We start from the raw sequence: 23,623 nt of genomic DNA, 5'->3' as shown, positions 1-23,623 counted from the left end.
CGCGAGCACCTCGCGGCAGCCATTTCCCACATTACAGGCGCACCTCTCCTGCATTCGCCAGTAAATGTCGGCGCGCCATCCACAGGTTCGACAGCGCGAACAGCGTCACCAGTTGCGCCGTGTTCTTCGCCAGACCACGGAAGCGCACCTTCACATAACCGAACTGGCGCTTGATCACCCGGAACGGATGCTCGACCTTGGCTCGTACCTGAGCCTTGGCCTTCTCAATCTTGCGCGCGGCTTTGTACAAAGCACTGCGCTTATCAAGCTTCTTGTAAGTACTACGGCGGGCGGCGATCTGCCAGATGACCTCCCGGCCTTCATGTTCAGGGCGTTTCTCGACGCCGGTGTAACCCGCGTCGGCACCGACCATGTTCTCATCGCCGTGCAGCAGCTTATCGACCTGGGTGACATCGGCCACGTTGGCCGCCGTGCCCACCACGCTGTGCACCAAGCCCGACTCATCATCGACACCGATGTGCGCCTTCATGCCGAAGTAGTACTGGTTACCCTTCTTGGTCTGATGCATTTCCGGGTCGCGCTTACCGTCCTTGTTCTTGGTCGAACTCGGCGCATTGATCAGCGTGGCATCGACGATCGTGCCTTGGCGCAGCGACAGCCCTCGGTCGCCCAGATAGCCATTGATGACAGCCAAGATGCCGGCGGCTAGTTCGTGCTTCTCCAGCAAACGACGGAAGTTGAGGATGGTGGTTTCATCGGGGATACGCTCCAAGCTCAGCCCCGCGAACTGGCGCAGGATGGTGGTCTCGTACAGCGCCTCTTCCATCGCTGGATCGCTGTAACCGAACCAGTTTTGCATCAGGTGCACGCGCAGCATCGCCATCAGCGGATAGGCCGGACGACCGCCTTCACCCTTGGGATAATGCGGTTCGATCAAGGCAATCAAACCCTTCCACGGCACCACCCGATCCATCTCGATCAGGAACAACTCTTTGCGGGTTTGTTTGCGCTTACCGGCGTACTCGGCGTCAGCGAAGGTCATCTGCTTCATGGGGAAACTCAGCGGGTGGAATCCGGGTATTTTGCCAAAATCTGGAAGTCTTCTTCAGAGTTTCCCTAAATAGCATCCGCGCCAAGGTTTGCCATCTACAGCTTTTCGCAGCGCAATTTGACCAGCGCGGATATCAATCCCGGCCAACCTCGCGAAATCATCGGCGGTCAGCCAATCGCTGTTCACCGCATTTAATACGGATATAGCGGGAGCTCGCGAGGTGTTTGGGGTCGGTACGGACAGGTTCATGGCGGTCTATTTGTTGAGGTTATCTCTGGTATAGCTACAACCGCCTATTTCAGTTCGTCGATGACGCCATCTTTAAGGCCCAACAGCACCGCAACCTTGTGCCCGGAGCCGTAGAGGCCTTTGACGCGCCCGTATAAAACAGAGCGCACAACATCACGCGAGAAACCATGAGACCTTGCCCAGCCGGAAATCGTTATTCCGCGATGTTCGAAGTCCGCCAGCACTTGTTGGGGGGTTCTGAGCGTTTTCATGTCGTCACCTAGAGTAGAATGCGTAAGAATGGGTTATTTGTTGCTATGATGGGTAAAAATTTATACATTGTCAAGCGATAGCGGTATCTATTTACCAAATTATGGGTAATTTATTATGCAAGCCATTGGGGAAAGACTGAAGAGTGAGCGCGACCGCTTGGGTCTCTCGCAGCTTGAGATGTGCGCGCTGACGGGAGTAAGCCGGAAAACCCAGTTCAACTACGAGAATGGCGAGCGGTTCCCCGATGCTCTCTACCTAGAAACGCTCATGAAGAAGGGGCTCGATGTTCTTTATGTTCTATCAGGCGACCGGATGGAAGAGGCTCACGCCGCATCTACAACACCAATCGACGAAGAGCTGCTCTCGCAGATTATTGAGGGCATGGAGTTATTGCTGACGAAGATGCATAAGAGTCTTTCCGCAGGAAAGAAAGCCCGCGCCATCGTGATGTTGTACCGCTCTTTTTCCTCCCAGCAGCACATTGATTCAGACACGATCCGTCAGGTTATCGAGCTCGCAGCGTAGGAGAAACCATGACAAATACAAAGTCGAACATCATTCGCTTTCCTGTAGTAGGCCGGTCGTCGAAGAAGCCTGACACACCTTCACCAGGCGCTGCTTTTCTGGATGCTGTGAAGATGATCCAGGATGCACCTGCGTTACCTTCCAACAAGACACGAAGGGGAAAGTCTCTTCCATCGCAGTCCGTAGAGGGCGATAACAATACGCAGGTCGCTGGGGAAAGGGTGGTTCACCAGTCAATCAAGGGCAGCGGTAACGTGCAGATTGGCGGTGCGGTTGGTCGCGTGACGGTTCACGCCAGCAAAGCGCCGAGAATTGAGATAGCCGCCCCATTTGGATCTATAGGGGCCGACCCCGCTTTCAGGGCACGTATAGAAAGCCTAATCAAGCAGATTAACGAATACCGCCACAAGCGCCTTGGTAAATCGTTCAAGTTTGGCGCTCTATACGGAGAACTAGCAAAGGCATTTGGTCTTGCTCCGAAGAGCTGGAGGGATATCTGGCTATTTGACGAATCAATGGCGCCTGAAGTCATCCATTGGCTAGAGGCGAAGCTCAATAACACTCAGCAGGGACGAATTGATAGGGCAGCTAGAGGTGAAGCCTACATGCACACGCGTGGCCATCTCTTCAAAATCGAAACGGACTACTTGGCTCAATTGGGTTGGAATGACGACTATGCGACGATGCAGCGCGAGATTGTTACCGGCAAGGAATCGCGGCGACACATGACGGATGCAGAGTTTCGCCACTGGGTGGGCTATCTTCGCAGGGCATTGGAGGCTATGTATGGCGAATCAACAAATTGAAGGGAACAACAACGTCCAGGTAGGAAGGCTAGATGGGGATTTGATCGTTGAGCCGCCGACGCCCTTCATGCGTGAGGATGATCCCAATGTTGTTCCTTGCCCATTTCAGTGCGGTCAGCGCACCTGGTGGAATGCACCGGGGTGCTGGAACTGCGGACGGCCTGTGTTAGCCTTCTTTCAGCAGCAGGCCCGTAATGCTCAAAAGGAACGACTTACCAAGGCGGCTGTGATATCCGGCCTTATTGGTTTGGTACTAGCTATGGGCAGTCAATACCTTCCGAGCGGTATCAGTGGCGTTGCTCTGGTTGTCGGTGTCTTGGGAATACTCGGATTTGCGGCCCTTGGCTCCCAGGCTGACAGACTGAAATGACGGACTAAGTGAAAGGTTTGCACGGGAACTCGCAGCAGCCGGAGTTTCGCCAATCGTTTCGCCAATGCTTCGCCAATCGTTTCGTCAATGGCCCTTTTTACCACCATCCGAAATAAAATCCGCCTTCAAAGCCTCCGAACAACCCGCTTCGATTCGTTTAAACTCACTTAAACCCGCATTTTCCGGATTAATTATGGGCTTCTTTTCCGGAATAATTAAATCCCTCCCAAAACGGCCGCAAAACAGAAGGAAAACACCCCATAAAGCGTACGACATTATGGGGTGCGAAAAGCGTTAAGTTTATTTATTGGCTAAATCAAGTGCGACATCGACAATCATGTCCTCTTGACCACCTACCATTCGACGTCGGCCCAGCTCGACAAGAATATCAACCGTCTTAATGCCATATTTTGCGGAAGCTGCTTCAGCATGCCGAAGGAAGCTTGAGTATACGCCAGCATAACCGAGAGCCAGCGTTTCACGGTCAACCCTCACAGGGCGATCCTGAAGCGGCCGGACAATATCATCAGCGGCATCCATCAATCCATATACATCACAACCATGGTTCCAACTGAGTCGATCGGCTGCTGCAATAAACACTTCTAGTGGCGCATTACCCGCACCTGCGCCCATACCAGCTAAGCTAGCATCGATTCGATCGCAGCCTTCCTCCACGGCAACAATGGAGTTTGCCACTCCCAAGCTAAGGTTGTGATGAGCATGCATACCCAGCTCTGTTTCAGGCTTTAACACCTCACGGAAGGCTCTAAAACGATCACGGACACCATCCATTGTTAGCGCACCGCCGGAGTCGACGACATAGATACATGTGGCACCATAGCCTTCCATTAGCTTGGCTTGTTCCGCTAACTTCTGTGGCGTTGTCATATGGCTCATCATCAGGAAGCCAACGGTATCCATACCAAGTTCGCGTGCTGCAGCAATATGCTGCTTCGACACATCTGCCTCGGTACAATGGGTAGCTACACGTACTACGCGCGCTCCGGCATCGTATGCGGCACGCAAGTCATGCAGGGTACCAATTCCGGGAAGAAGTAAGGTTGCTACCTTGGCATGCTTAACCGTTTCAGCAACCGCAGCGATCCACTCCACGTCCGTATGCGCACCAAAGCCATAATTAAAGCTGGCACCTGCCAAACCATCACCGTGGGCTACTTCGATTGAATCGACTCGTGCATCGTCAAGAGCTTTAGAAATCTTACGCACGTGGTCAAGGCTATACTGATGACGAATCGCATGACTACCATCACGCAAGGTCACGTCAGAAATATAAAGTTTTTTATTGCTCATGGTTAGCCTCACGCCGTTTCTTCAACCAATTGTGTTTGAGCCATGCGCTCAGCACAGGCCATCGCGGCCGAGGTCATAATATCGAGGTTACCAGCGTATGCTGGTAGGTAATGCGCCGCGCCCTCAACCTCCAAGAACACAGAGGTCTTTAAGCCTGCTTTTCTGCCAATACCTGGTAGGTTAAGTGCATTTTTCTCGTCAAAGATATCGAACTGGACTTTTTGTTTCAAACGATACCCTGGGACATAAGAGTTCACCCTCTCCACCATTTCCAGAATACTGTCCTCAACGGCCGATTTATTAGCAATGTCAGACAATGCAAAGACTGTGTCACGCATAATCAGAGGCGGTTCTGCAGGATTCAGTACAATAATCGCCTTTCCTTTCGATGCTCCGCCAAGAACTTCAATCGCCCGCGAAGTAGTTTCAGTGAACTCGTCAATGTTTGCGCGCGTTCCAGGTCCCGCAGATTTACTAGAAATAGATGCAACGATCTCCGCGTAATGTACTTTCGCAACTTTAGAAATCGCCGCCACAATTGGAATAGTAGCTTGCCCACCGCAGGTCACCATGTTGATATTCTTAGCGGACAATTGCTCGTCTAAATTAATAGCTGGAATAACATAAGGACCAATTGCGGCCGGCGTTAAATCAATAACGCGCACACCTTTTTCCTGTAGCAATTTGTTGTGTCGGTGATGCGCGCCAGCAGACGTTGCATCAAAGGCAATGCGTATATCAGAAAATCCTGGCATCTCAAGAAGTCCCTCGATACCGCCAGCTGTTGTTGCTACACCCATGCGCTTTGCGCGCTCTAAGCCATCTGAAGCAGGATCGATGCCCACCAACGCGCCCATTTCTAAAAACTTTCCATGACGCAGGATCTTAATCATGAGGTCAGTACCGATGTTACCCGACCCGATAATTGCTACCTTTGCTCTGCCTGTATCTGCCACGTTGAGTACTCCTTAAAAATTGTATTTCAAACAGACCAGCATTTAGGGGTTTAGTAATACTACGCGTAATAATCCAGGCGAAAGCGCCACCGATAAGCAAACAAATCGTTCCGATAAAAGCAGTTAACACCATGAGACGATCGTCATCTACCACTGAGGTCGCCAGGATTTCAGAAGCTGAGGAATCCTGCAAAGCTACAAGTTTGTCCATCTCGGCCAATACACTTTGCACCAACCCGTCAATGTTAGTAAAAATGGTTTTTTCTGCGCCTTCGGCGTCAGACGCAAGGATCTGCTTCGTGACCTTATCAAAATGGCCAAGGATCTCGGTGTCAAGACGATTGATTTGGTCAATTATGAACTTCTCGCGTTCATTTAGACCAAGCGCTGTTAACTGATTATTTGCAACGGCGTAGCGATTATTTTCTTCGGCAACCCGCGCGTTGATGTTTTGAATGTTCTCAATGTCAGACTGCCGGCTGATGGTGCGGACAATTACACTTTTCTCGGTCAACGCGCTCTTCATTACACCAATGCTAATTGATTTCTTGTTGGATACTTCCAATGCATTGAGGAGCTTTTGCTTGTTTTTCGCATTAAGACCATTGCCGATTCTGACCATCAACACCAAAATCCCGAGAATTATCCCGAAACTTGTCCACAGTCGAGTACCAATACGCATGTTCCGCAAATACATGATTTTTGCACACTCACACCAAAACCGTTTAATAAAAGCGAATTATTTCGCGCAATTTTAGATCAGCCTTTTGCATTCTTAACCGCCTGAAAATGCGCTGAGCAAGTCTATAAAAGCCTTCTAGAAACAACGATACATTGTAGAGGACGAGCCACTCTTTTGAACTGGGGCAGTTTCCATCGCCACTGGCTATGCTCTCCGCAATAGGCTTATGGCCTTCTTCATCTTTTTGAGCTATATCGGTTCTTTTTTTCCAAAAGACTTTTGTGGACTTCCGAACAAAATTTGCATTTATTTAACTTTATGATTCATCGGAACATATTTAATATTCACAAAATAAACTTTCTGCTTTCGAAATAATTCTTACGTGAACAACTAGCACACTTTAAGATCTTTGAATTGCACGTCGTAGAACAATCGGCGAGCCACCGTACGTACGTTTTACTAGCCACGCTGCGAGAGCAGAATCCATAAAAGACGCATGGTCGGGGAACCACTCGGACAGGGCTTTCGCCAGTTTTCGTCCTATTGCAATATCACCTTGAATTACTTTTTCCTGCACGTCATAGATAGAAGCCAGTACTTTGTTGTGCTCGTCTATATGGCAGTCGCCACCTGGAAACCCTTGGCTCTCCATCCATTCGTTCTCCTGTGCAAAGTGACCTTCTGCGTGACGGGCGATGTCGGCAAGCACGTTGGGCAGTTCTGCATTCGGTGCCGTCAAGGCTGCCTGCAACAGGTCAACAAACTCACGGTGAACCATATCCATGGCATGGTGCCCTAACAAGTAGGAATCGTCCCATGCAAATTCTGTTTTTTCATCCATTACATTCCACCTTAAACGTAACTATTGATCAAAGCAATCTAGACGATAGAAAGCTCGTCCTACACCAGCTTTCTTTTGATAGGAAGCTGGCATATTTGTATCAATAGTTCGTTAGACGAATCGAACCGTGCAACCGCCAATGCCGCCAATCGCCACCCGTAAATTGTCACCTGCCTGAACGGGCACCATTGCACCTAATGCGCCAGAGAGAACGACCTCGCCAGCCTTCAGAGGAATCCCAAGTCGTCCTAGAGTATTCGCTAGCCAAACCATAGCGTTGACAGGTGAGGCCATGGTGGCGGCGCCAGCTCCAGTGACCACTATTTCACCGTTTTTCTCTAAGACCATCCCGCACAAGGAAAGATCTATACTTGCGGGGTCAACCAGCCGGTCGCCGAGAACAAAAACGCCACACGATGCATTGTCAGCCACGGTGTCTTGAATCTTAATTTCCCAGTTCTTGATACGTGAGTCGACAATCTCGAAACAAGCCATGACGCCTTCTGTTGCCGCCAATACATCAGCTGCAGTGACACCCGGCCCCATTAGGTCCTTCTTCATGACGAAGGCAATTTCACCTTCAGCTTTGGGCTGAATAAGGTTTTCCATACGTATTGGTTCCGCAGAGCTGCAAACCATGCCGTCCGTCAAGGTGCCGAAGTCCGGTTGGTGCACACCAAGCATGTTCATCACTGCCTTGCTTGTTACACCAATCTTCCGTCCGATGATTTTTTCGCCATTTTGAATTCGCAGCGCCGTCATACGTTGCTGGATTTGGTAGGCATCTTCAATGCTGATATCAAAACCTCGCGAACTAAGCGGACTTAGCGGGGTACGCTTAATCAGCGCTTCATAGAGCTCGTTTCCGAGCGAGTCAATTTGTTGTGGCTCCATATTCTTGCAACTCTCCATAGGTGTTAGAAAAATGCGTCAAAATGAATTTGATCGCGTGGAACACCCTTGCCGAGCAGCATACGGACAGTAGCGTCGACCATAGGCGGTGGACCGGCAAGATAAATTTCGTATTCCGGTAGGGTTTCAAGCAGCGCTGCGTCGACAACCTGATGAATAAAACCAGTGGGCCCTTGCCAAAGGCTATCCGTGTCTTCCGTAACTGCCTGGACGACCTCAAGCTTGTCCTCATCGATGTCGATATCGATCCACCGAACAGCGTCGCGCGGAGTTCTTGAGCCGTAGAACAACTTTACCGGCTTGTCTGTTTCGCGCATCGAGGCGCGTGCAATAGCGGCCGCATACGAGAGCCCGGCACCGCCGCCAATGCAAAGACTCTTTCGGCCGGTCCCTGGACGGAAGAAAGATGTGCCCATTGGTCCCGTCAAAAATAGACGAGCGCCTTCTTTTCTATTTTCGAAAAGCCAAGGACTAAATCGTCCTGTGGGTACCCTCTTAATATAGAACTCCCATATGCCTTCGGGGTTCTTTAAATTCGCCATTGAATATGCGCGAACCACGCCTGGCAACTGCTCTGCCTCTACTAGGCAGAACTGGCCGGGGAGGAAATTTGCTGGCCCATCAGTGCGTAATCGCACGGACAGCAGGTCATGAGTTAGCGCCCGGACCTCAACAACTTCCGCTTCCATTCTTGAGATTGGAATCGTTGGGACGTACTTGTCCTGCACTGCGACTTTGATCCGCAGGTCTGAGAGCGCAACGCACTGGCATGCAAGATGGCGGTTGCCCTTCTCACGATCTCGCGAAGAAAGTCCTGGAGCATCCGGCCACATTGATTGGACATTCCCTTCGAGTAACTCGAATTTGCATACTCCGCAACCTCCCGATGCACACTCGTACGGAAATCCGATACCATTAGCAAGTGCTGAGACCAACAGGCTCTTCCCTGAGCCGCAGGTCCCTGGCGCTTGCCCTTCAATTTTGAGTTGGTACATGCCGTCCCCTTTCTGGCAAAACCCGCTTGTTACATGCTCGGAGCAAGTCCAAAGACCTTATCCAGGCGCGTTGCGATGCGGATATCGCCACGCAGCCTCATCCTTCCCGTTGCCAACGCCATTTTTGGACCAAGATCCTGGTTTAGGATCTTTTCGAAGTTCTCGAGCTTGATCTTAATAGTGATGTCCGAGGGCAAATCCTCGTTACTCACCCGGTTGGGAATACTCATTCCGTCAATATGAATGACTCCCTCCGGCTCAAAATCGAACTTGACCACGGCATCCAGCCCAGAGTTCTCTCCAACTGCTTTTGTTACTCGTTCGGTAATTACCGACAGGTCTGCCATAGCGTGTCTCCTCCTAGTCCTCTGTGGATGAATCTACTTCTTTTCTCCGGCGACATAAACTTCGCCCTCTTTGACTTCTACCTCGAACACTCCTAGCGGCACTGTACATGGACTTGATGCCGGCATGCCGGTACAAACATTGAAGGCGCCGCCGTGAAAGGGACATTCAATCACGTCACCATCGAGTGTCCCTTCCGAAAGCGAAGCAATACCATGCGTGCACGTATCTTCAGTGGCGTAGAACTGATCGCCAACACGATAGACTGCGAGAGGTGCAGCACCTACGCGGTTGACGCGACGTATCGTGCCAGGTTGCATGTCAGATGCAGCACATACTTTCAACCAAATTTGGTTCATGCAAATTTCCTTCTAGTTCCTTATGCGGCAGCACGGGTAATGTCTGCACGACGAGAAAGGAACGACAGAGTTGCGTTCGCAAAGTCCTCTGGATGTTCGATCATCGCCCAGTGGCCGCAGTGAGGGATGATGTAGCCCCAGCTGTCATCGATGAGATCAAGAAACTTGTATGCAGTTTCAACTGGAACTACCTTGTCATCTTTCCCGTGCACCACAAGGGTCGGCACCGGAACTTTCCGAATGAACTCGGGATCGTAGAAAAGTCCGCCCTGTTCGCGAATCCACTGCATTGTCGCTACGTAGGCTTTGCGCGTAGCTTCATCGGTCGCGTAGGTATAGCGCGAGTTGATCATCGCATCGTCGATCTTGAATCCATCGTTGGTAAGTGCCTTGACCAAATGGACCATACCCTCACGTGTGAAATCGTAGTTGATGATGGGGCGCAGATCTTCGTGGATTTCTACTACGAGGCCTGCGCTTCCCATGAGCACCAGTGCATTGACGAGTTCAGAGTGAAGAACAGACACACCGAGGCCGGTTGCGCCACCCATCGAATTTCCCACAATCGAGACCTTGCCGTCGAAGTTCATCGCTTTAATAAAATCGTGCAAGTGACGAATGCGGCGGTCCTGCGTATATTCGATGTCAGGCTTTGCGGTCTTACCAAAGCCAAGCATGTCCATAGCAATCACACGATAGTGACGAGCAAGAATGGGGATGACGTTTCTCCAATTACCTTCGCTCTCCGCTCCCGCACCCCCTCCATGGATCAAGATGACGGGCTGCCCTTTGCCGGCTTCGAGATAGCGGGTTTCAACACCGCCCGCATTAACAAAGCGTTCGACATACGCACTTTCGGACTTTTCCGAGATTTGTTCAGCTTTATTTAACATGAAATTCCATTCCTCCGATTCCGGTAAACCACTGTGTCATTGCTTCATAAAATACTTTTTCGCCTGACGATGCCTCTGACGCTACCGCAGCCATGATCCACGTCAGTATTTCTACGCCCGCATTGCCGCCCTGGTCGATGATGGCTTCGTTCCCCATGGCGACAAGCTTTTCGGCGTTGCCGCGGACAAGCTCGTCCATCACCATATGGTCGAATTTCTCGCTTACCTCTCCATGTCGAGGAACGCACAGCCAGTGCGATAGACCGCCTGCGCCAACTACCGCAACGCGGCATCCATCTGGCGTACGTTTCTCGATCGCTTGACGGATGCTTTCAGCAAGGGCCACGCATCGGCGTGCTGAGGGGATGGGATCAGTATTGATGTTCACAATCACAGGCACTACAGGAATTTCTTTCATGCCCATGAACAGGATTGGTATCATGATGCCGTGATCAAGGCTGTACTCCTCGGCTTGACATAAGTCAAAGCCGTCCTCATCAGCCTGTAGCGCAATCGCGCGCCCAACTTCGCGGCTTCCCGGCACCAGATCACGCGGAATGTCCATGTCACCCATCGGCGTATAACTGTCAGCAATGCCCACCACGAAACGCGGTTGCATGGACAAGTTGATATTGAACATGTGATCGCTTGTGATAATGACGAGCACATCAGGACGTGCTTCCTTCAAGCGCCGTCCGAGTTCAGCAATGCCGTTCACCACGCGAGCAGCGCTCTCCTCACATCCTTTTGGAGACATGAGAATATGCGAGGTACCACCGGCCGCAACAATCTTCCCCATCAAGCGCCTCCTTTCAACATATCGGAATAATCCTTAATAGAAACGTGAGTAGCCATTTCAGGATTTTTGTACATCAAGTAGTGCATCTGCAGAATCGGATGCACACCAATCGAAGCTAGTGCTTGCGGAGTACCCTCGAGCAGCGCAGTGCGTTCAGGAGGCGTTAAACCGTACTCCTCAAAGACATCCGATGGTGTGTCGATCACGCGCCCAATGAGCCCTTCTTTTTTCGACATGTCCTGAATTAGGCGATCGACTTCATATCGAGCCATTGCGTTCTCCTCGTTGTTCGTGCCATTGGTGAGTGGCACGACTACCGACAAATTCTTTCAGCCCGAAACGTGCGCTTGGGTCTGAATACCCTGATTGTGTTCGCTCGCCAGCTTGCGCCATGCCACGATAGCCTCGTCCACCTCGAACAAAATCTCGTTGACCCAGCCTTTATCATCGGCGTAGAAATCCACCATAGCTTCGCGAGCCCAGATGTCATCGTTGTTGAATCCTTCGAGCGCCATCGGTTTCCACTTGCTTTCGAACTCTTGTTCGTAATTCTTCCGTTCCTCGTCATTGGCACATGGTTTGCCAAGAGTTTGGAAGTAATAGTGTGTGTTTTCGTCAATCGGCACGTACCACTCGAACTGCATCATGTCCGGATTGGGGAACGGATTGACCTTGAGAACACCCGGGAGCCAAATGGAGATATCGTTCGCTACAATTTTTTCGCCGTAGGCACCTTCGCGGACCACTTCGCCCCCGATAGTTCCCTCAAACACTGGGACCCCATGTTCGCCAATAAGATCGTAAACACCCTTGCGTCCGACGACGTCATCGTCAACCACACGAGTTTGTTGCTTTCGATCCCCTCCTGGCGCGAAACCTAGTGGCAAGGCAAGATCGTTGTCCTTGACCAGAATTGAGTCTTTGTGAATATAAATGTGGCTCGGATCGAAACCGTTTTCCACAGCGAGGCGCCAGTTAGACTTGATGATTTGGTTCTTCCCGAGGATTTCCATGTCATCGTCAAGGAAATTGGGTGGCGTATCGCGGGCCAAGGGAGGAGGGTCGCCATCGCCAAGATAAATGAAGACGCAGCCCTTGGCTTCCTGCACTGGGTAAGTTTTCAGCTTTTGTCGACCGATCTGTGCGCTTGTCGGATTCGTCAAGATGTCGCACAGAACGCCGTCTTCCCAGCGATAGGTCCACGCGTGGTACCAGCATGTGATCGTCGACTTCGTTTTGCACTCGACTTTGACCGACAACTGGACGCCGCGATGCAGGCAGCGGTCCTTGAGGCAATACAGCTTCCCATCGATACGATTGACGAGCAAGTTCTCACCGAGCAGTTTTAGTGTCTTCGGCTCGCCCTCGTCGATCTCTTTCGAAAACATCACCGGGTACCAATGATTGCGAAAGCCTAGCTTCGCATCCACGTAGGGCGCCCAGCCTTTTACTCTTTTTAAAATTGCCTCATCAACGTTCGCCACGTCCATCTCCTTTTTCATTGAATCGCTGCCTGCATAAACTCGTGCCTTGGGATCTTGGCCCATAGGCGTCTAGGTTCACCATTTACTTAAAGTGATGAACCCAGCGTAACTGCATTCTTTTTCCTTCCGGCCTATTCTCAGCGTCTTGTTCGAAATATGCATTCAGGAACAAATGGTCGTGAGGAGAAAGGCTGAAAACTGCTCCTGGGCCGATTGCCCAGACCTTCTCACGACGACCGGAAACATCTCGACCATTAATCTTGGTGTCGGTAATTTGATTCAACCAATAACCGTTAATTCCCAGACGGAACTGAGGCGTGAGCGCATATTCTGTCGTGAAGTTTGCGTGCACTGCCTGTCCTGCCTGCACCGAGGTAGCGCCAGGACCATATGATGGGCCAGGATCGGTGTTTTTTCCATTCCAGAGATAGTGAAGGCGCCAGGATGTGGTCCAGTTGGGATTCATCCACACAGTACCTGCCCAGTAAGGATTGAAAGACCAGAAGTTGGAGCCGGGATTGATCGCCTTGAGTCTGTCATAGCTACCCGTTGGCAGAAGGAACTGGAATTCGACACGATGGGCATACCGAGGCCCCCTAGGACCCATCACCGGCGCCCACTGAATAGCCGGGCCGAATGTAAGGTCGCCAACACCACGGTCAGCGTTAAGCACTGCATTGTTCAGTCCGTCGTCAATGCGCTTGTCGACCACCCAAGGGAGAAGAAAATCGAAAGCTAGCTTCCCGCCCAGAATGTCTTGATTTGTCAAGTATACAAACTGCGTTATTGATACGTCTAATCGTAGATCCGTTCTTGGAAGCGGCACTCTATTGCCAGCTTGATCTAGGAGCCGATGGCTGCTGTAGCGCTGTAGATATTGAGTGAAATACAGACCCGGACCCGATGGTGGCGCACCGTCGAGAAAACTCGTCGAACCCAGGTTTACAGTGGGCAAGTCACTGGCAGCAACGTTGGTTGTAAAGCACGCTACAAGGGTTCCTAGCAAAGCAACGTGTACTGCCTTAACGCCTGACGTCTGCATAGATGCAAAAGTACTTGTGATTTTAGTCATTTCGATTGTCTCCTCCGCGCGGCCGATGGTGGCGTAGCCGGGGCGCACGCTGGGGTTGGGCATGTCGCTGAACAGCACGCTGTGGCCGTTGTGGAAAGCGAACCAGCCGTCGTCGGTTTCCTTGTCGCCGGCGCCGAGCTTGCTGTAGTCCAGGGTGTCGGCGCTGGTCAGGCCTTTTTCGCTGTTGACCTGCTGGCGGTGCTGCACGGTGGCCACGTAGTTGTAGTGCACGGTGCTGACGTGATAACCGTCCAGGCCGTTTTCGTTTTGCAGCTTCCAGTTGCCGTCGTAGGTGTAGGCCGATTTGCCCGGCAGCACCTCCAGCTCACCGGTGGGTGATTGGGCGACCATCATGTCGAAGAACACTTTGGCGTCGCCCAAAAATTCCTGGAGGCTGTCCTGGCCGTCGACGTCGAGGCTGATGAACACAAAGCCCTTGTAGCTCTCGATGCGCGCTTTTTTCAGGCCACGGGTGGCCTTGTCGAACCCTTCGGGGTACTCGCCGGGGGCTTTGACCTTGACCAGGCGGCCGTCGCTTTTGTAGCACCAGGCGTGGAACGGGCAGGTGAAGGTGGACTGGTTGCCCTTGCCGACGCGGGTCAGGGTGGTGCCGCGGTGCTGGCAGGCGTTGATAAGGGCATTGAGCTGGCCCTCGCCGTCGCGGGTAATAATCATCGGCTGGCGCCCGGCGCGCATCCAATAAAGTTTTTCCATTGTTCGACGCTTCTTGCACTGCTCATTAATCGATACCTCGTTGCATCGGGCTAATTCGTGCATTCAATAAATACGCTGTGCCTGCATTAAATAAGTTGCGGGGGGTTGGGTCTATCCGCTTTATCGGTGAACACAGGCCATAAAATTGGCCGCCCGGCGCGGCCCTGGCCGTGGGCGATAACGCCAAGTAACTGGATACGAGTCTCGAATTAACAGGCTAGGGATGGTCTGAAGTAGTTGTGTATTTCTGGCTGACTTCAGCCCCTGCCGATTTTAAAAGCGGCAAATCGATCAAAAACGCTCAGATCACCCGCTTATTTCTGTGTTTTTAGCCGCCGCGAGCACCTCGCGGCAGCCATTTCCCACATTACAGGCGCACCTCTCCTGCATTCGCCAGTAAATGTCGGCGCGCCATCCACAGGTTCGACAGCGCGAACAGCGTCACCAGTTGCGCCGTGTTCTTCGCCAGACCACGGAAGCGCACCTTCACATAACCGAACTGGCGCTTGATCACCCGGAACGGATGCTCGACCTTGGCTCGTACCTGAGCCTTGGCCTTCTCAATCTTGCGCGCGGCTTTGTACAAAGCACTGCGCTTATCAAGCTTCTTGTAAGTACTACGGCGGGCGGCGATCTGCCAGATGACCTCCCGGCCTTCATGTTCAGGGCGTTTCTCGACGCCGGTGTAACCCGCGTCGGCACCGACCATGTTCTCATCGCCGTGCAGCAGCTTATCGACCTGGGTGACATCGGCCACGTTGGCCGCCGTGCCCACCACGCTGTGCACCAAGCCCGACTCATCATCGACACCGATGTGCGCCTTCATGCCGAAGTAGTACTGGTTACCCTTCTTGGTCTGATGCATTTCCGGGTCGCGCTTACCGTCCTTGTTCTTGGTCGAACTCGGCGCATTGATCAGCGTGGCATCGACGATCGTGCCTTGGCGCAGCGACAGCCCTCGGTCGCCCAGATAGCCATTGATGACAGCCAAGATGCCGGCGGCTAGTTCGTGCTTCTCCAGCAAACGACGGAAGTTGAGGATGGTGGTTTCATCGGGGATACGCTCCAAGCTCAGCCCCGCGAACTGGCGCAGGATGGTGGTCTCGTACAGCGCCTCTTCCATCGCTGGATCGCTGTAACCGAACCAGTTTTGCATCAGGTGCACGCGCAGCATCGCCATCAGCGGATAGGCCGGACGACCGCCTTCACCCTTGGGATAATGCGGTTCGATCAAGGCAATCAAACCCTTCCACGGCACCACCCGATCCATCTCGATCAGGAACAACTCTTTGCGGGTTTGTTTGCGCTTACCGGCGTACTCGGCGTCAGCGAAGGTCATCTGCTTCATGGGGAAACTCAGCGGGTGGAATCCGGGTATTTTGCCAAAATCTGGAAGTCTTCTTCAGAGTTTCCTTAATAACCAACGCTGACCAGCCGACTGGCTTAGATAGGAATCGGCGGCTCCATCTGTGAGTTGCCCAGGGTGCAGGCATAGGCATCCCAGGAGGCAATCGACAGTGGGTCGGCAACCCGTTGGAAACGTGGCTGCCACGCCATGGCACGGGCCGGTGGGTGCTGCCGGGCATCCCACCACAGCCGTTGATTGCCATTGGGCTCTAGCCAGCAATAAGCGCTGTAGGTATGCGGTGTATCGAAGTAGCGACAGTCCAGGGAGTTATCCAGCTTGCGTCGGACCTTGTACCAACCAGGTTGAAATTCAGTCATTTCAGATCCTCCAGATAAAGAGTCTTTGGCCAGCCAGCAGGTTTTTCCGGAGCATCTGGCCCTCTATACCCCTTGGAGCCGGCCGATCCGTTCCAGATCAGTAGCCTTACTTGGTTATTGGGTAAGAAATGTACATTCAACGAGCCCAATTTGTCGTAATACTCAATCGGCACTACTTTTTCGTGCCAGGTAGTTCCCGTATAGGGGTTGGGCTTTGAAGCTGAAGTACTCCACCGCACAGTAGCGGTTAAGTCAGGGCGCCATTCGCGAGGATAGCTAATGCAACATACAAAACCTCCCCCCCCGCCATAAGCACGTGCGTTTCCTCCCCAAGTGCCGTCGATATAAAACTGATGAATGTAGTCCGCCGTGTGGTTATAGGCACTGATACTGGCAGTCGCAGGGCCTTTGTCCGGCTCTTCCGCCTTACAGCCAACAAGCAATACCGCTAGCACGAGTAAACTTAATAGTTGACGCAGGTATTGCCTGCCAATTTGAAACGCATTCATGGAGTTAATTCCTAAGTGATTATTGTCAGTAAGGCCAGTCAGCAGGTTTTTCCGGCGCGTCTGGGCCGCGATAACCTTTGGAACCGGCTGAACCGTTCCAGATCAGTAGTCGCACTTGGTGATTTGGTAAAAAGTGCACATTCAGTGAACCCAACTTATCGTAGTACTCAATCGGCACTACCAATTCATGCCACGTTTCGCCAGAAAAGGTTTTTGGTATTGAACTTGAGGTACTCCACCGAACAGTAGCGGTTAAGTCAGGGCGCCATTCGCGAGGATAGCTAATGCAACATACAAAACCTCCCCCACCGCCATAAGCACGCGAGTTACCCCCCCACGCTCCATCTACATAAAATTCATGTATATAGTCAGCGGTGTGGTTATAGGCACTGATACTGGCAGTCGCAGGGCCTTTATCCGGTTCTTCCGCCTTACAGCCAACAAGCAATACGGCCAGCACGAGTAAACTTAATAGTTGACGCAGATGTTGCCTGCCAATTTGAAACGCATTCATGGAGTTAATTCCTAAGTAATTATTGTCAGTAAGGCCAGTCAGCAGGTTTGATCGGAGCAGCCGGCCCGCGATAGCCCTTGGAGTCGGCGGAGCCGTTCCATATCAACAGCCGGACTGTGTGACCTGGCAAAAAGTGCACATTTAAACGGGAGCCCAACTTATCGTAATACTCAATTGGCACTACCAGCTCATGCCAGGTGACTCCTGGAGGGCCATCCGGAATGGAACTTGAAGTACTCCATCGGACGGTGGCTGTGAGGCCAGGCCGCCATTCGCGAGGATAGTTGATACAGCATACGAAACCGCCCCCTCCGCTATAGGCAAAAACGTTCCCCCCCCACGACCCATCAATAAAGAATCGATGAATATAATCTTCGGTGTGGTTGTAACCACTGATACTGGCGGACGCGGGGCCTTTGTCCGGTTCTTCCCCATTACAACCCACCAGTAAGGCGACCACTATTAATGCGCTGTACCGTCGGAGCCGGCGGTACCCGCCAAATTCAAATCCGCTCATTTGCAGGCCTCCAATTAAAGGGGGTTTGGCCCATCAGGCACAGTTGGCGAGGCCTTGAAATCCATCAATGCCTGCAACGTTTCAGCGCTCCACCCTTGTGTTTGTTCTTGCAAACTCGCGCCTTGTTCGCCAATAACATCCCAGGTTGGGGCAAGTGCTGGGCAGCGATAGAACTCATTGCCGTAGTTCAAACTCAGCAGCACAAACAGCCAGCGGTCTTGTTCGGTGGACAGGTTCATTTCACTGGCCGTTGAGAGGCAAGTAGCGAGGCGCTGATGGAAGGCTGCGCGTTGTTGTTGGGGGAGCAGTTCTGGATGCTGCTGCGTTAATTGGTAAAACACCGCGTCGGCTTCTGCCTGTGTCAGCAGCGCAGCCAGTTGTTCCGGGCACAGGTGCAGGTGGGGGGCGGTGTCTATCTGTGCGGCTGGTACTGCCTCGTGCAGGGCAAGCCAGCCCTGAACGTGGCCGTATCGATCACAGCCTCGCCAGTCCTGAACGATGTCGGCTACGCGCCGTTGTTGGCTGGGGGCAAGGGTTTGCAGCAGGCCCGGCAGGATACGGCTGTCGGCAAAGCGCAGATGCACGGCCCTTGCCCGGCCCTGAACCTGGGCCTTGGCCAAGTACCCGAATAGCAGTTGCAGGGCTTGTGCGGGGTAGGCGCTGCGCAAGAAGCTGAGGGCGGGTGTGCCTGCGGTGAGTGTCAGTAATTGCGCGATTTGTGCCTGGCGTTCTTGAGGGGTGTCGCCCAGGGCAATCAGATGCGGGGCCACCTCACCGAACGCTTGCAGGGGCGTGTTCGCCAGGGCATTGACGGGTGCCCAGTGATGGCGGCGCGCCGCAGCCTTGAAGGGTGCCGCGCCCAGTAACGCCACATCCACCAACGCCCAATAAGGCGCTTGGGGTTGCGCTTGCATCCAGTTCAACAGGTCGCTGCCGGCGCCGTCCGCCGCGGGGTCATAAGCAAAGGCCGGGGTCATTACTGCAACTGCGCATAGGGGGCGCCGTTGCGCGCCGCTTTTAACAGGCACGCCACACACACCGATTGTGGAAACAGGGGCAAGCCAAACTGGGAACGGCTGGGGCCGCTGAACTGGCGTTTGCCGGCATGCACCTTGATGCTGCCCGGGCAGGCGAAGGTGATGTTGCCGCCTTCCAGGGTCAGGCTGGCGCCGCCCTCCACGGCCAGGTGCAGGGTGGTGCCCGCGGCCATTTGTGCCGCTGCCTCGATCGAGATGATCTTCAGGTCGTCTTGGGCGCTGAGGTGGATGTCGCTCTGTTGCGCCTGGATGTCCACCGCCCCGGCGCTGGCGATCAGGGCCAGGCCGATGCCGTCGGCCTGTTGCGCGCCGGCCAGGGCGGCGATGGCTTGGCCGCTGTGCAGGCGCAGGGTTTGGCCGGTGGCCAGGTGGGTGTCGGCGCCGCTGCCCAGGGTGAGGGTTTGCGCGGCGGTCCATTGCAGTGATTGGCCGGCGATTTTGGCGATGCTGTCGCGGGCGCTGAGGGTGAGCAAGGGGTCGGCGCTGTGGGGGATGGGGTGGTGGCTGTCGCGCTTTAAGGCGTCGGCGCTGGCCTGGGCGAGTCGTTCGCCGGTGACGGTGGCGCTGAGGCTGGTGTGCAGGGCCTGGAGCGGTGCTTGATCGGCGATCAGCGCGCTGAGTTGGGCCTGGTGTACGCCGCGGTGGCTGGCCAGGGGCACGGTGTGGTGGATCTGCGCGGCCAGGTCGAAGCGTGCGGCGAGGTCGCGTTGTTGTTGCAGCAGCGCTTGCGCGGCGCTGGCATCGCCTGCCGGGGTGTGCGGCTCGATGGCGTAGGTGCTGAGCAGCAAGCCTTTGGCGGCGCGCACCGCCCCGTAGGCGTCGGTGCGCAGTTCAAACCCCTGCCCGCGAAAACTGCCCCGGTAGTTGCCGGCCTGGTGGATCAGGTGGCCGAGGTTGAGTTGGCTGTGGGCTTGGGTGGTGGCCATCTGGATGCGGCCTTGTTGGTCGCTGTCGTCGAAGACCAGTTGGTTATGGCCTTGGCCATCGAAGCCTTGGGTCTTGAAGCCCGACAGCGCCGCCGCGTTGCGGTGCTGTGTTTCACCGCCGCCACCGCCGTGCCACGCCGGGCTGTTGCCCCCGGCGAGGTTGGCTTCGGCGCTGGGGCGTTGGTCGTTGGCTTTGGCATACACCGCCAGGTTGCTTTGCCCGGGGGCGCCGCCCGGTGTGGGGGCCACGCCGCCTTCGCCGCGGCCGTTGTACAGGGCCTTGAAAATGATCGGCCGGTCGATGTCGCCGTTGATGAAGTGCACCAGCACTTCCTGGCCGATACGGGGCAAGAACTGCGCGCCGAACCCCTGGCCCGCCAAGGCTTGGCCGACCCGCACCCAGCAGGCGCCACGGTCGTCTTCGGCCTGCCAATGGAAGCGCACCCGCACCCGGCCCATGGCATCGCAGTGCAAGGGGCTGCCACTGCCCGCCGTGGTTTGCCCGTCGGCGCCGACGACGATGGCCGTTTGTGGGCCGTGGGCGGTGGCCACCGGGTTGAGGCGCTGGCCGGTGCCATCGGCCAGGGTCGGGCGCCACGGTTGGTTGTGCCCCACGGCGTTGAACTGCTGGGCAAAGCCGCTGCGCTGGGCTTCGGCCAGCACCTGGGGGTCGAGGTGGTCGAGTTGCAGGCGGGTTGTTAGGTCGGCATCCAACAGCGCTGCGCCGCTTTCCAGGTTGTTGATGCCGTAACTGTGCACCTGGGTGAAGAGGAAGTGGTCCTGCCCGCGCAGGTGCGCCGTGTGGACCCAAGGCGCGTGCAACAGCTCAAAGCGTGTTCCGGCGCGGGCACTGCGCACGTTGGCGCGGCCGTGCCAGAAGGACTTATCGACCTGCAGGGCCTCGCTGTGCAAACGTACGTAATGCTCGGCCTCGCTCAGGGTGGCAAAGGCGTAATCGCCCACCGGGTCGTAGCTTTCCAGGCCCTCGCGCTCGGGGCCGACGGGGCGCGAGGCGCTGATGGCCTGGCGGGTTTTGTAGTCGCTGCTCAGCAGGGTGATGCGCCGGTGGCTCAGGCGATGGAGCTGGCCCATGAACTGCACGGTGTCTTGCTCCTCCACCGCGTCGGCGCGCTGGTAGCGCTGGCCGAGGTGAGGTCTTCAGGCAGCCCGGGGCTCTGGCCAAAGATGACCAGGCAGTGGCCGGCCGGTGCTTGTGGGTCCTCGACAAAGCAATAGCCCAGGCCCTCTTCGGCCAGTAGCCGCTGCACAAAGTCGAAATCGGTTTCGCGGTACTGCACGCAGTAACTGCGCGGGCGCACGTGGCTCAGTAACTGGTCGGCGTCCAGGGTGAAACGCCAACGGGCGTAGGCCTCGTAACCGGCGAAGACCTGGCTGACGATCTGCTGCACGGTGCTGTCTTGGAACACCCGGGAGCGAAAGCTCTGGCTCAACACCCAGAGCCAGGGCACCAGGGTCAGGTGGTAGCGGGTCAGGGAGCCGTCGCTGCCCAGGCGGGCGACACGGCTGAGCAAACCGCTGCGTCGGCTGTGGCTGCCATCGGCCAGGGCCGTGAGCAAGGTAATGGGCGCACCGAGCATCGCCTCGAGGGGTAGGCGATGGTCGGCGCTCAGGGCCAGCACGTCCCAGCGGTACAGCTCGGAAAGCGCCTCGCGGCCGGCCCAGCGCTCAACGTGCAGGGGGGCCATGGACGTGGGCGTTTGCAAGGAATACAGGCGTGTTTGATCGCTGATGAGCGGGGCAGTGGGGTTCATGGGCGTGACATCCAAACCAGGCATAAGGTTGCGAAATTCGCAGTTCAGCCAGTCGGCCATAACCCGCCAAAGAGGCTAACAGCGTTGGGATGTGAAGCGCGCCAGGCAGCAGGGCGCGGCGGCATTGTGCCTAGTTGCGGGGGAGGATTGAGGGGGGTGGAGCGTTTAAATATGAGGCCTACATGAATTAGAGAAACGCCCTACACGGCCTGTTAGTTAGGTGTTGTAACCGCCAGCACTTCCCCGCCTAAGTGCCCAGGCCTCGGCGGTTAGCAAGGGACCTGTAAATACCCAGCGTGCGTAGGTGTTGGGTAAAGGCTGCTGGTAGCAAGCGGGCTCTCCCGCGCGGGGGTACGCAGCCGCCCCACTAGGTGTTGCGCCCGGCACCCTTTCCGGCCACTGCGCAGCCGAGCGCGGGTCAACCCGCTGACTACTGAGCGCGTTGCCTGTGCAACTCGGTGTTCAACCAGGTGCCCGCTGGTTGCGAGCCCGTTGGGCAACGCACTTGGTAAGGCTTGCCGCTCATGCTGCTTTGGGTGGCGGCCAGTTCGATAAAGTCCTCGGCGCTGTTGATCCGTTTCTTGCCTTCCAGGTAGGTCAGTTTTTTCTGCAAATGCTCGCGCGCCTGCGGGGCCGGGTAGGCGGTGCCGTTGCGCACGAACTGGCAGCCGCTGTGCTCGACAAAGTCCAGCAAGCCTGTGATCTCGGCGCGCACCGGCGGCGCCACCTCGGCCTGGGCGGCGCCCATAACGAGCAGAAGCCCGGCAGCGGCCCCCAGCCGCCATTGTCCCCAGCCACTGTTGAATGCCTGCATGTTCGTTCCTCCGTCAAAAAAATGCCGACTTTAGCCGGTGCATAGCCGCCCGCCAATACCTCCCCCCTATGGGCACCTGGGCCAGCTCCCACAGTGATGAGTGCCCCCAGCCCTGGCGCGCATTTACGCAAAATGCGGCTAACGACTTGCCGATATCGGCTTTTTCGCCCCGCGCGCCGTGCCTACAGTGAGGGCGACTTCAACGGCGGGCCCTGCTCGCCCCGTTTCAGGAATCGTGCATGCCCAGCCTGTCCTTGCGTATCGAACGAATCGACCCGCTCACCCCGCGCATTCGCCGCCTGATCCTGGTGGCGGATGCCCAGCAGCCCCTGCCCGGCTTCACTCCAGGGGCGCACATCGAGATCCAGATTGCGGGCAGCAAGCCCCAATGGCGCGCCTATTCCCTGGTCAACCTGCCGGGCCACGCCCACTACGAGATCGCCGTGCAACTGGAAGAACAGAGCAGCGGCGGTTCGCGCTGGATCCACCAATTGCAGGTCGGCCAGCCGCTACAGGTGCGGGCACCGAAGAATCATTTCCCCTTGGTGACGCAGGCCAGCGACTACCTGTTGATCGCCGGCGGCATTGGCATCACCCCGATGCTGGGCATGGCCCGTGCGCTTGCCGCCGGCCAGCAGCCCTTCACCCTGCACTACGCCGGGCGCGAGGCCCAGGGCATGGCATACCTGGAAGAAGTCCGGGCCCTGGGCAGCGCCCACTGCTGGATCAGCGGCGGCGACCCGGCGCGGCGCCTGCCCCTGGCCAGCCTACTGGCCACCCCCCATAACGGCCGCCAGCTCTATGTGTGCGGGCCCAAAGCCCTGATCGCCAGCGTGCTGCACAGCGCCCGTGAGTTGGGCTGGGACGACAGCCACGTACACAGCGAATTGTTCACCGGCAGCCTCGACGCCGCGGGCGACGCCAGTTTTGAAGTGGAACTGCGCAGCAGCGGCATCACCCTCCAGGTGCCTGCGGGCAAGAGTGTGCTGGAGGCCATGCTCGACGCCGACCTGGACCCGCTGTTCGATTGCCGCCGTGGCGACTGCGGGGTCTGCGTGGCCCAGGTGCTCGAAGGCAGCGCCGAGCACCGCGACATCTGCCTGTCAGCGCGCGAGCGCAGCGACGGCCGTTTCTGCACCTGTGTCTCGCGCGCCTCCAGCGCTCGGCTGGTGCTCGACTTGTAAGTGCGTGGCCACCCCACGCGCCTGTTTATGGCTGGTTAAAAGGAGACA

28 protein-coding genes and 1 pseudogene are annotated in these 23,623 nt (G+C 55.4%); 4 read left to right on the top strand and 25 right to left on the bottom strand.

Features of this window, described 5'->3' with window-relative positions; translation table 11 throughout:
- Positions 1-31: 31 nt before the first annotated feature.
- Both PCA10_RS28370 and PCA10_RS29955 read right to left on the bottom strand, forming a co-directional pair.
- Complete coding sequence (locus PCA10_RS28370; protein ID WP_011077862.1) at positions 32-1,012, bottom strand: IS5-like element ISPre1 family transposase; 981 nt, start codon at positions 1,010-1,012, stop codon at positions 32-34.
- A gap of 293 nt (positions 1,013-1,305) precedes the next feature.
- Positions 1,306-1,512: a DNA-binding protein gene (locus PCA10_RS29955; protein WP_016502316.1), complete on the bottom strand. Its 207-nt coding sequence runs from the start codon at positions 1,510-1,512 to the stop codon at positions 1,306-1,308.
- Positions 1,513-1,627: 115 nt separating this feature from the next.
- Between PCA10_RS29955 and PCA10_RS28365 the strand changes: the two genes are divergently transcribed.
- From PCA10_RS28365 to PCA10_RS29950, 3 genes are read left to right on the top strand one after another with little or no spacing between them, the layout of a single operon-like run.
- Positions 1,628-2,038, top strand: coding sequence for a helix-turn-helix domain-containing protein (locus PCA10_RS28365; RefSeq protein WP_016502315.1), 411 nt, complete (start codon positions 1,628-1,630; stop codon positions 2,036-2,038).
- 8 nt (positions 2,039-2,046) lie between these two features.
- Positions 2,047-2,844, top strand: coding sequence for a hypothetical protein (locus PCA10_RS28360; RefSeq protein ID WP_011077890.1), 798 nt, complete (start codon positions 2,047-2,049; stop codon positions 2,842-2,844).
- Entirely contained in the window at positions 2,825-3,214 is a 390-nt protein-coding gene (locus tag PCA10_RS29950; RefSeq protein WP_016502314.1) for a hypothetical protein, read from the top strand. Before PCA10_RS28360 ends, PCA10_RS29950 begins: the two co-directional genes overlap by 20 nt.
- A gap of 300 nt (positions 3,215-3,514) precedes the next feature.
- On the opposite strand, the gene dmpG is transcribed toward PCA10_RS29950, so the two are convergent.
- The 23 genes and pseudogenes from dmpG to PCA10_RS28280 all read right to left on the bottom strand — a co-directional run bounded on the left by dmpG (position 3,515) and on the right by PCA10_RS28280 (position 22,391).
- The gene (gene dmpG, locus PCA10_RS29940) at positions 3,515-4,525 is read right to left on the bottom strand and encodes a 4-hydroxy-2-oxovalerate aldolase (protein WP_019367563.1); all 1,011 of its coding nucleotides are present in this window, start codon (positions 4,523-4,525) and stop codon (positions 3,515-3,517) included.
- A gap of 8 nt (positions 4,526-4,533) precedes the next feature.
- Positions 4,534-5,418, bottom strand: a complete 885-nt coding sequence (locus PCA10_RS28355; RefSeq protein WP_231866713.1) for an acetaldehyde dehydrogenase (acetylating) — start codon at positions 5,416-5,418, stop codon at positions 4,534-4,536.
- A 16-nt stretch (positions 5,419-5,434) separates the two neighbouring features.
- The gene (locus tag PCA10_RS28350; RefSeq protein ID WP_231866712.1) at positions 5,435-6,163 is read right to left on the bottom strand and encodes an MCP four helix bundle domain-containing protein; all 729 of its coding nucleotides are present in this window, start codon (positions 6,161-6,163) and stop codon (positions 5,435-5,437) included.
- Positions 6,164-6,563: 400 nt separating this feature from the next.
- Positions 6,564-7,004, bottom strand: a complete 441-nt coding sequence (locus PCA10_RS29935; protein ID WP_011077886.1) for a bacteriohemerythrin — start codon at positions 7,002-7,004, stop codon at positions 6,564-6,566.
- Between the two features lie 111 nt (positions 7,005-7,115).
- Complete coding sequence (dmpE, locus tag PCA10_RS28340) at positions 7,116-7,898, bottom strand: 2-oxopent-4-enoate hydratase (RefSeq protein WP_011077885.1); 783 nt, start codon at positions 7,896-7,898, stop codon at positions 7,116-7,118.
- Between the two features lie 23 nt (positions 7,899-7,921).
- Positions 7,922-8,911, bottom strand: coding sequence for a 2Fe-2S iron-sulfur cluster-binding protein (locus PCA10_RS28335; protein WP_011077884.1), 990 nt, complete (start codon positions 8,909-8,911; stop codon positions 7,922-7,924).
- 29 nt (positions 8,912-8,940) lie between these two features.
- A complete protein-coding gene (locus tag PCA10_RS28330) occupies positions 8,941-9,258 on the bottom strand; it encodes an SCP2 sterol-binding domain-containing protein (protein WP_011077883.1) in 318 nt (105 codons plus the stop codon).
- Between the two features lie 33 nt (positions 9,259-9,291).
- Positions 9,292-9,615 (bottom strand): non-heme iron oxygenase ferredoxin subunit, encoded by a 324-nt coding sequence (locus PCA10_RS29930; RefSeq protein ID WP_011077882.1) that lies wholly within the window; start codon positions 9,613-9,615, stop codon positions 9,292-9,294.
- Between the two features lie 20 nt (positions 9,616-9,635).
- Positions 9,636-10,508: an alpha/beta fold hydrolase gene (locus PCA10_RS28325; protein ID WP_011077881.1), complete on the bottom strand. Its 873-nt coding sequence runs from the start codon at positions 10,506-10,508 to the stop codon at positions 9,636-9,638.
- On the bottom strand, positions 10,498-11,307 hold the full coding sequence (gene amrB / locus PCA10_RS28320) for an AmmeMemoRadiSam system protein B (protein ID WP_011077880.1): 810 nt from the start codon (positions 11,305-11,307) through the stop codon (positions 10,498-10,500). The genes PCA10_RS28325 and amrB overlap by 11 nt, the downstream gene beginning before the upstream one ends.
- A complete protein-coding gene (locus tag PCA10_RS28315; protein ID WP_011077879.1) occupies positions 11,307-11,579 on the bottom strand; it encodes a subunit of meta-cleavage enzyme in 273 nt (90 codons plus the stop codon). The genes amrB and PCA10_RS28315 overlap by 1 nt, the downstream gene beginning before the upstream one ends.
- Positions 11,580-11,636: 57 nt before the next feature.
- On the bottom strand, positions 11,637-12,809 hold the full coding sequence (locus tag PCA10_RS28310) for a Rieske 2Fe-2S domain-containing protein (RefSeq protein WP_019366953.1): 1,173 nt from the start codon (positions 12,807-12,809) through the stop codon (positions 11,637-11,639).
- A gap of 64 nt (positions 12,810-12,873) precedes the next feature.
- Positions 12,874-13,833: a SphA family protein gene (locus PCA10_RS30835; RefSeq protein ID WP_176452521.1), complete on the bottom strand. Its 960-nt coding sequence runs from the start codon at positions 13,831-13,833 to the stop codon at positions 12,874-12,876.
- 54 nt (positions 13,834-13,887) lie between these two features.
- Positions 13,888-14,559: pseudogene (locus PCA10_RS30830) on the bottom strand (Rieske 2Fe-2S domain-containing protein); the annotation flags it as partial.
- Between the two features lie 385 nt (positions 14,560-14,944).
- Positions 14,945-15,925 carry an IS5-like element ISPre1 family transposase gene (locus PCA10_RS28300; RefSeq protein ID WP_011077862.1) on the bottom strand — a complete coding sequence of 327 codons (981 nt, stop codon included), beginning with the start codon at positions 15,923-15,925 and terminating at the stop codon, positions 14,945-14,947.
- Between the two features lie 95 nt (positions 15,926-16,020).
- The gene (locus tag PCA10_RS29925) at positions 16,021-16,302 is read right to left on the bottom strand and encodes a hypothetical protein (RefSeq protein ID WP_016502311.1); all 282 of its coding nucleotides are present in this window, start codon (positions 16,300-16,302) and stop codon (positions 16,021-16,023) included.
- Positions 16,299-16,811 (bottom strand): DUF3304 domain-containing protein, encoded by a 513-nt coding sequence (locus PCA10_RS29920; protein ID WP_011077876.1) that lies wholly within the window; start codon positions 16,809-16,811, stop codon positions 16,299-16,301. The genes PCA10_RS29925 and PCA10_RS29920 overlap by 4 nt, the downstream gene beginning before the upstream one ends.
- Before the next feature lie 25 nt (positions 16,812-16,836).
- The gene (locus tag PCA10_RS29915) at positions 16,837-17,325 is read right to left on the bottom strand and encodes a DUF3304 domain-containing protein (RefSeq protein ID WP_011077875.1); all 489 of its coding nucleotides are present in this window, start codon (positions 17,323-17,325) and stop codon (positions 16,837-16,839) included.
- Positions 17,326-17,350: 25 nt separating this feature from the next.
- A complete protein-coding gene (locus PCA10_RS29910) occupies positions 17,351-17,842 on the bottom strand; it encodes a DUF3304 domain-containing protein (protein ID WP_011077874.1) in 492 nt (163 codons plus the stop codon).
- A gap of 14 nt (positions 17,843-17,856) precedes the next feature.
- A complete protein-coding gene (locus PCA10_RS28295) occupies positions 17,857-18,819 on the bottom strand; it encodes a DUF4123 domain-containing protein (protein ID WP_016502310.1) in 963 nt (320 codons plus the stop codon).
- On the bottom strand, positions 18,819-20,897 hold the full coding sequence (locus PCA10_RS31065) for a type VI secretion system Vgr family protein (protein WP_016502309.1): 2,079 nt from the start codon (positions 20,895-20,897) through the stop codon (positions 18,819-18,821). Before PCA10_RS31065 ends, PCA10_RS28295 begins: the two co-directional genes overlap by 1 nt.
- Entirely contained in the window at positions 20,876-21,577 is a 702-nt protein-coding gene (locus tag PCA10_RS31060) for a type VI secretion system Vgr family protein (protein WP_016502308.1), read from the bottom strand. The genes PCA10_RS31065 and PCA10_RS31060 overlap by 22 nt, the downstream gene beginning before the upstream one ends.
- Positions 21,578-22,007: 430 nt before the next feature.
- The gene (locus PCA10_RS28280) at positions 22,008-22,391 is read right to left on the bottom strand and encodes a YfeK family protein (RefSeq protein ID WP_011077871.1); all 384 of its coding nucleotides are present in this window, start codon (positions 22,389-22,391) and stop codon (positions 22,008-22,010) included.
- Between the two features lie 239 nt (positions 22,392-22,630).
- Here PCA10_RS28280 and PCA10_RS28275 point away from each other — a divergent pair, with 239 nt between their 5' ends.
- On the top strand, positions 22,631-23,575 hold the full coding sequence (locus PCA10_RS28275; RefSeq protein WP_011077870.1) for a PDR/VanB family oxidoreductase: 945 nt from the start codon (positions 22,631-22,633) through the stop codon (positions 23,573-23,575).
- The last annotated feature ends 48 nt before the right edge of the window (positions 23,576-23,623 follow it).

Origin of the sequence: Pseudomonas resinovorans NBRC 106553 (assembly GCF_000412695.1) — a bacterium.
GTDB classification, from domain to species: Bacteria; Pseudomonadota; Gammaproteobacteria; order Pseudomonadales; family Pseudomonadaceae; genus Metapseudomonas; species Metapseudomonas resinovorans_A.
The sequence above is the reverse complement of the archived record's forward strand: the minus strand, read 5'-3'. Positions and strand labels throughout refer to the sequence as shown.

Coding starts and splice junctions, on each gene's coding strand:
- PCA10_RS28370 (WP_011077862.1), bottom strand. CDS start 1,012: ATGAAGCAGATGACCTTCGCTGACGCCGAGTACGCCGGTAAGCGCAAA.
- PCA10_RS29955 (WP_016502316.1), bottom strand. CDS start 1,512: ATGAAAACGCTCAGAACCCCCCAACAAGTGCTGGCGGACTTCGAACAT.
- PCA10_RS28365 (WP_016502315.1), top strand. CDS start 1,628: ATGCAAGCCATTGGGGAAAGACTGAAGAGTGAGCGCGACCGCTTGGGT.
- PCA10_RS28360 (WP_011077890.1), top strand. CDS start 2,047: ATGACAAATACAAAGTCGAACATCATTCGCTTTCCTGTAGTAGGCCGG.
- PCA10_RS29950 (WP_016502314.1), top strand. CDS start 2,825: ATGGCGAATCAACAAATTGAAGGGAACAACAACGTCCAGGTAGGAAGG.
- dmpG (WP_019367563.1), bottom strand. CDS start 4,525: ATGAGCAATAAAAAACTTTATATTTCTGACGTGACCTTGCGTGATGGT.
- PCA10_RS28355 (WP_231866713.1), bottom strand. CDS start 5,418: ATGATTAAGATCCTGCGTCATGGAAAGTTTTTAGAAATGGGCGCGTTG.
- PCA10_RS28350 (WP_231866712.1), bottom strand. CDS start 6,163: ATGCGTATTGGTACTCGACTGTGGACAAGTTTCGGGATAATTCTCGGG.
- PCA10_RS29935 (WP_011077886.1), bottom strand. CDS start 7,004: ATGGATGAAAAAACAGAATTTGCATGGGACGATTCCTACTTGTTAGGG.
- dmpE (WP_011077885.1), bottom strand. CDS start 7,898: ATGGAGCCACAACAAATTGACTCGCTCGGAAACGAGCTCTATGAAGCG.
- PCA10_RS28335 (WP_011077884.1), bottom strand. CDS start 8,911: ATGTACCAACTCAAAATTGAAGGGCAAGCGCCAGGGACCTGCGGCTCA.
- PCA10_RS28330 (WP_011077883.1), bottom strand. CDS start 9,258: ATGGCAGACCTGTCGGTAATTACCGAACGAGTAACAAAAGCAGTTGGA.
- PCA10_RS29930 (WP_011077882.1), bottom strand. CDS start 9,615: ATGAACCAAATTTGGTTGAAAGTATGTGCTGCATCTGACATGCAACCT.
- PCA10_RS28325 (WP_011077881.1), bottom strand. CDS start 10,508: ATGTTAAATAAAGCTGAACAAATCTCGGAAAAGTCCGAAAGTGCGTAT.
- amrB (WP_011077880.1), bottom strand. CDS start 11,307: ATGGGGAAGATTGTTGCGGCCGGTGGTACCTCGCATATTCTCATGTCT.
- PCA10_RS28315 (WP_011077879.1), bottom strand. CDS start 11,579: ATGGCTCGATATGAAGTCGATCGCCTAATTCAGGACATGTCGAAAAAA.
- PCA10_RS28310 (WP_019366953.1), bottom strand. CDS start 12,809: ATGAAAAAGGAGATGGACGTGGCGAACGTTGATGAGGCAATTTTAAAA.
- PCA10_RS30835 (WP_176452521.1), bottom strand. CDS start 13,833: ATGCAGACGTCAGGCGTTAAGGCAGTACACGTTGCTTTGCTAGGAACC.
- PCA10_RS28300 (WP_011077862.1), bottom strand. CDS start 15,925: ATGAAGCAGATGACCTTCGCTGACGCCGAGTACGCCGGTAAGCGCAAA.
- PCA10_RS29925 (WP_016502311.1), bottom strand. CDS start 16,302: ATGACTGAATTTCAACCTGGTTGGTACAAGGTCCGACGCAAGCTGGAT.
- PCA10_RS29920 (WP_011077876.1), bottom strand. CDS start 16,811: ATGAATGCGTTTCAAATTGGCAGGCAATACCTGCGTCAACTATTAAGT.
- PCA10_RS29915 (WP_011077875.1), bottom strand. CDS start 17,325: ATGAATGCGTTTCAAATTGGCAGGCAACATCTGCGTCAACTATTAAGT.
- PCA10_RS29910 (WP_011077874.1), bottom strand. CDS start 17,842: ATGAGCGGATTTGAATTTGGCGGGTACCGCCGGCTCCGACGGTACAGC.
- PCA10_RS28295 (WP_016502310.1), bottom strand. CDS start 18,819: ATGACCCCGGCCTTTGCTTATGACCCCGCGGCGGACGGCGCCGGCAGC.
- PCA10_RS31065 (WP_016502309.1), bottom strand. CDS start 20,897: ATGGGCCAGCTCCATCGCCTGAGCCACCGGCGCATCACCCTGCTGAGC.
- PCA10_RS31060 (WP_016502308.1), bottom strand. CDS start 21,577: ATGAACCCCACTGCCCCGCTCATCAGCGATCAAACACGCCTGTATTCC.
- PCA10_RS28280 (WP_011077871.1), bottom strand. CDS start 22,391: ATGCAGGCATTCAACAGTGGCTGGGGACAATGGCGGCTGGGGGCCGCT.
- PCA10_RS28275 (WP_011077870.1), top strand. CDS start 22,631: ATGCCCAGCCTGTCCTTGCGTATCGAACGAATCGACCCGCTCACCCCG.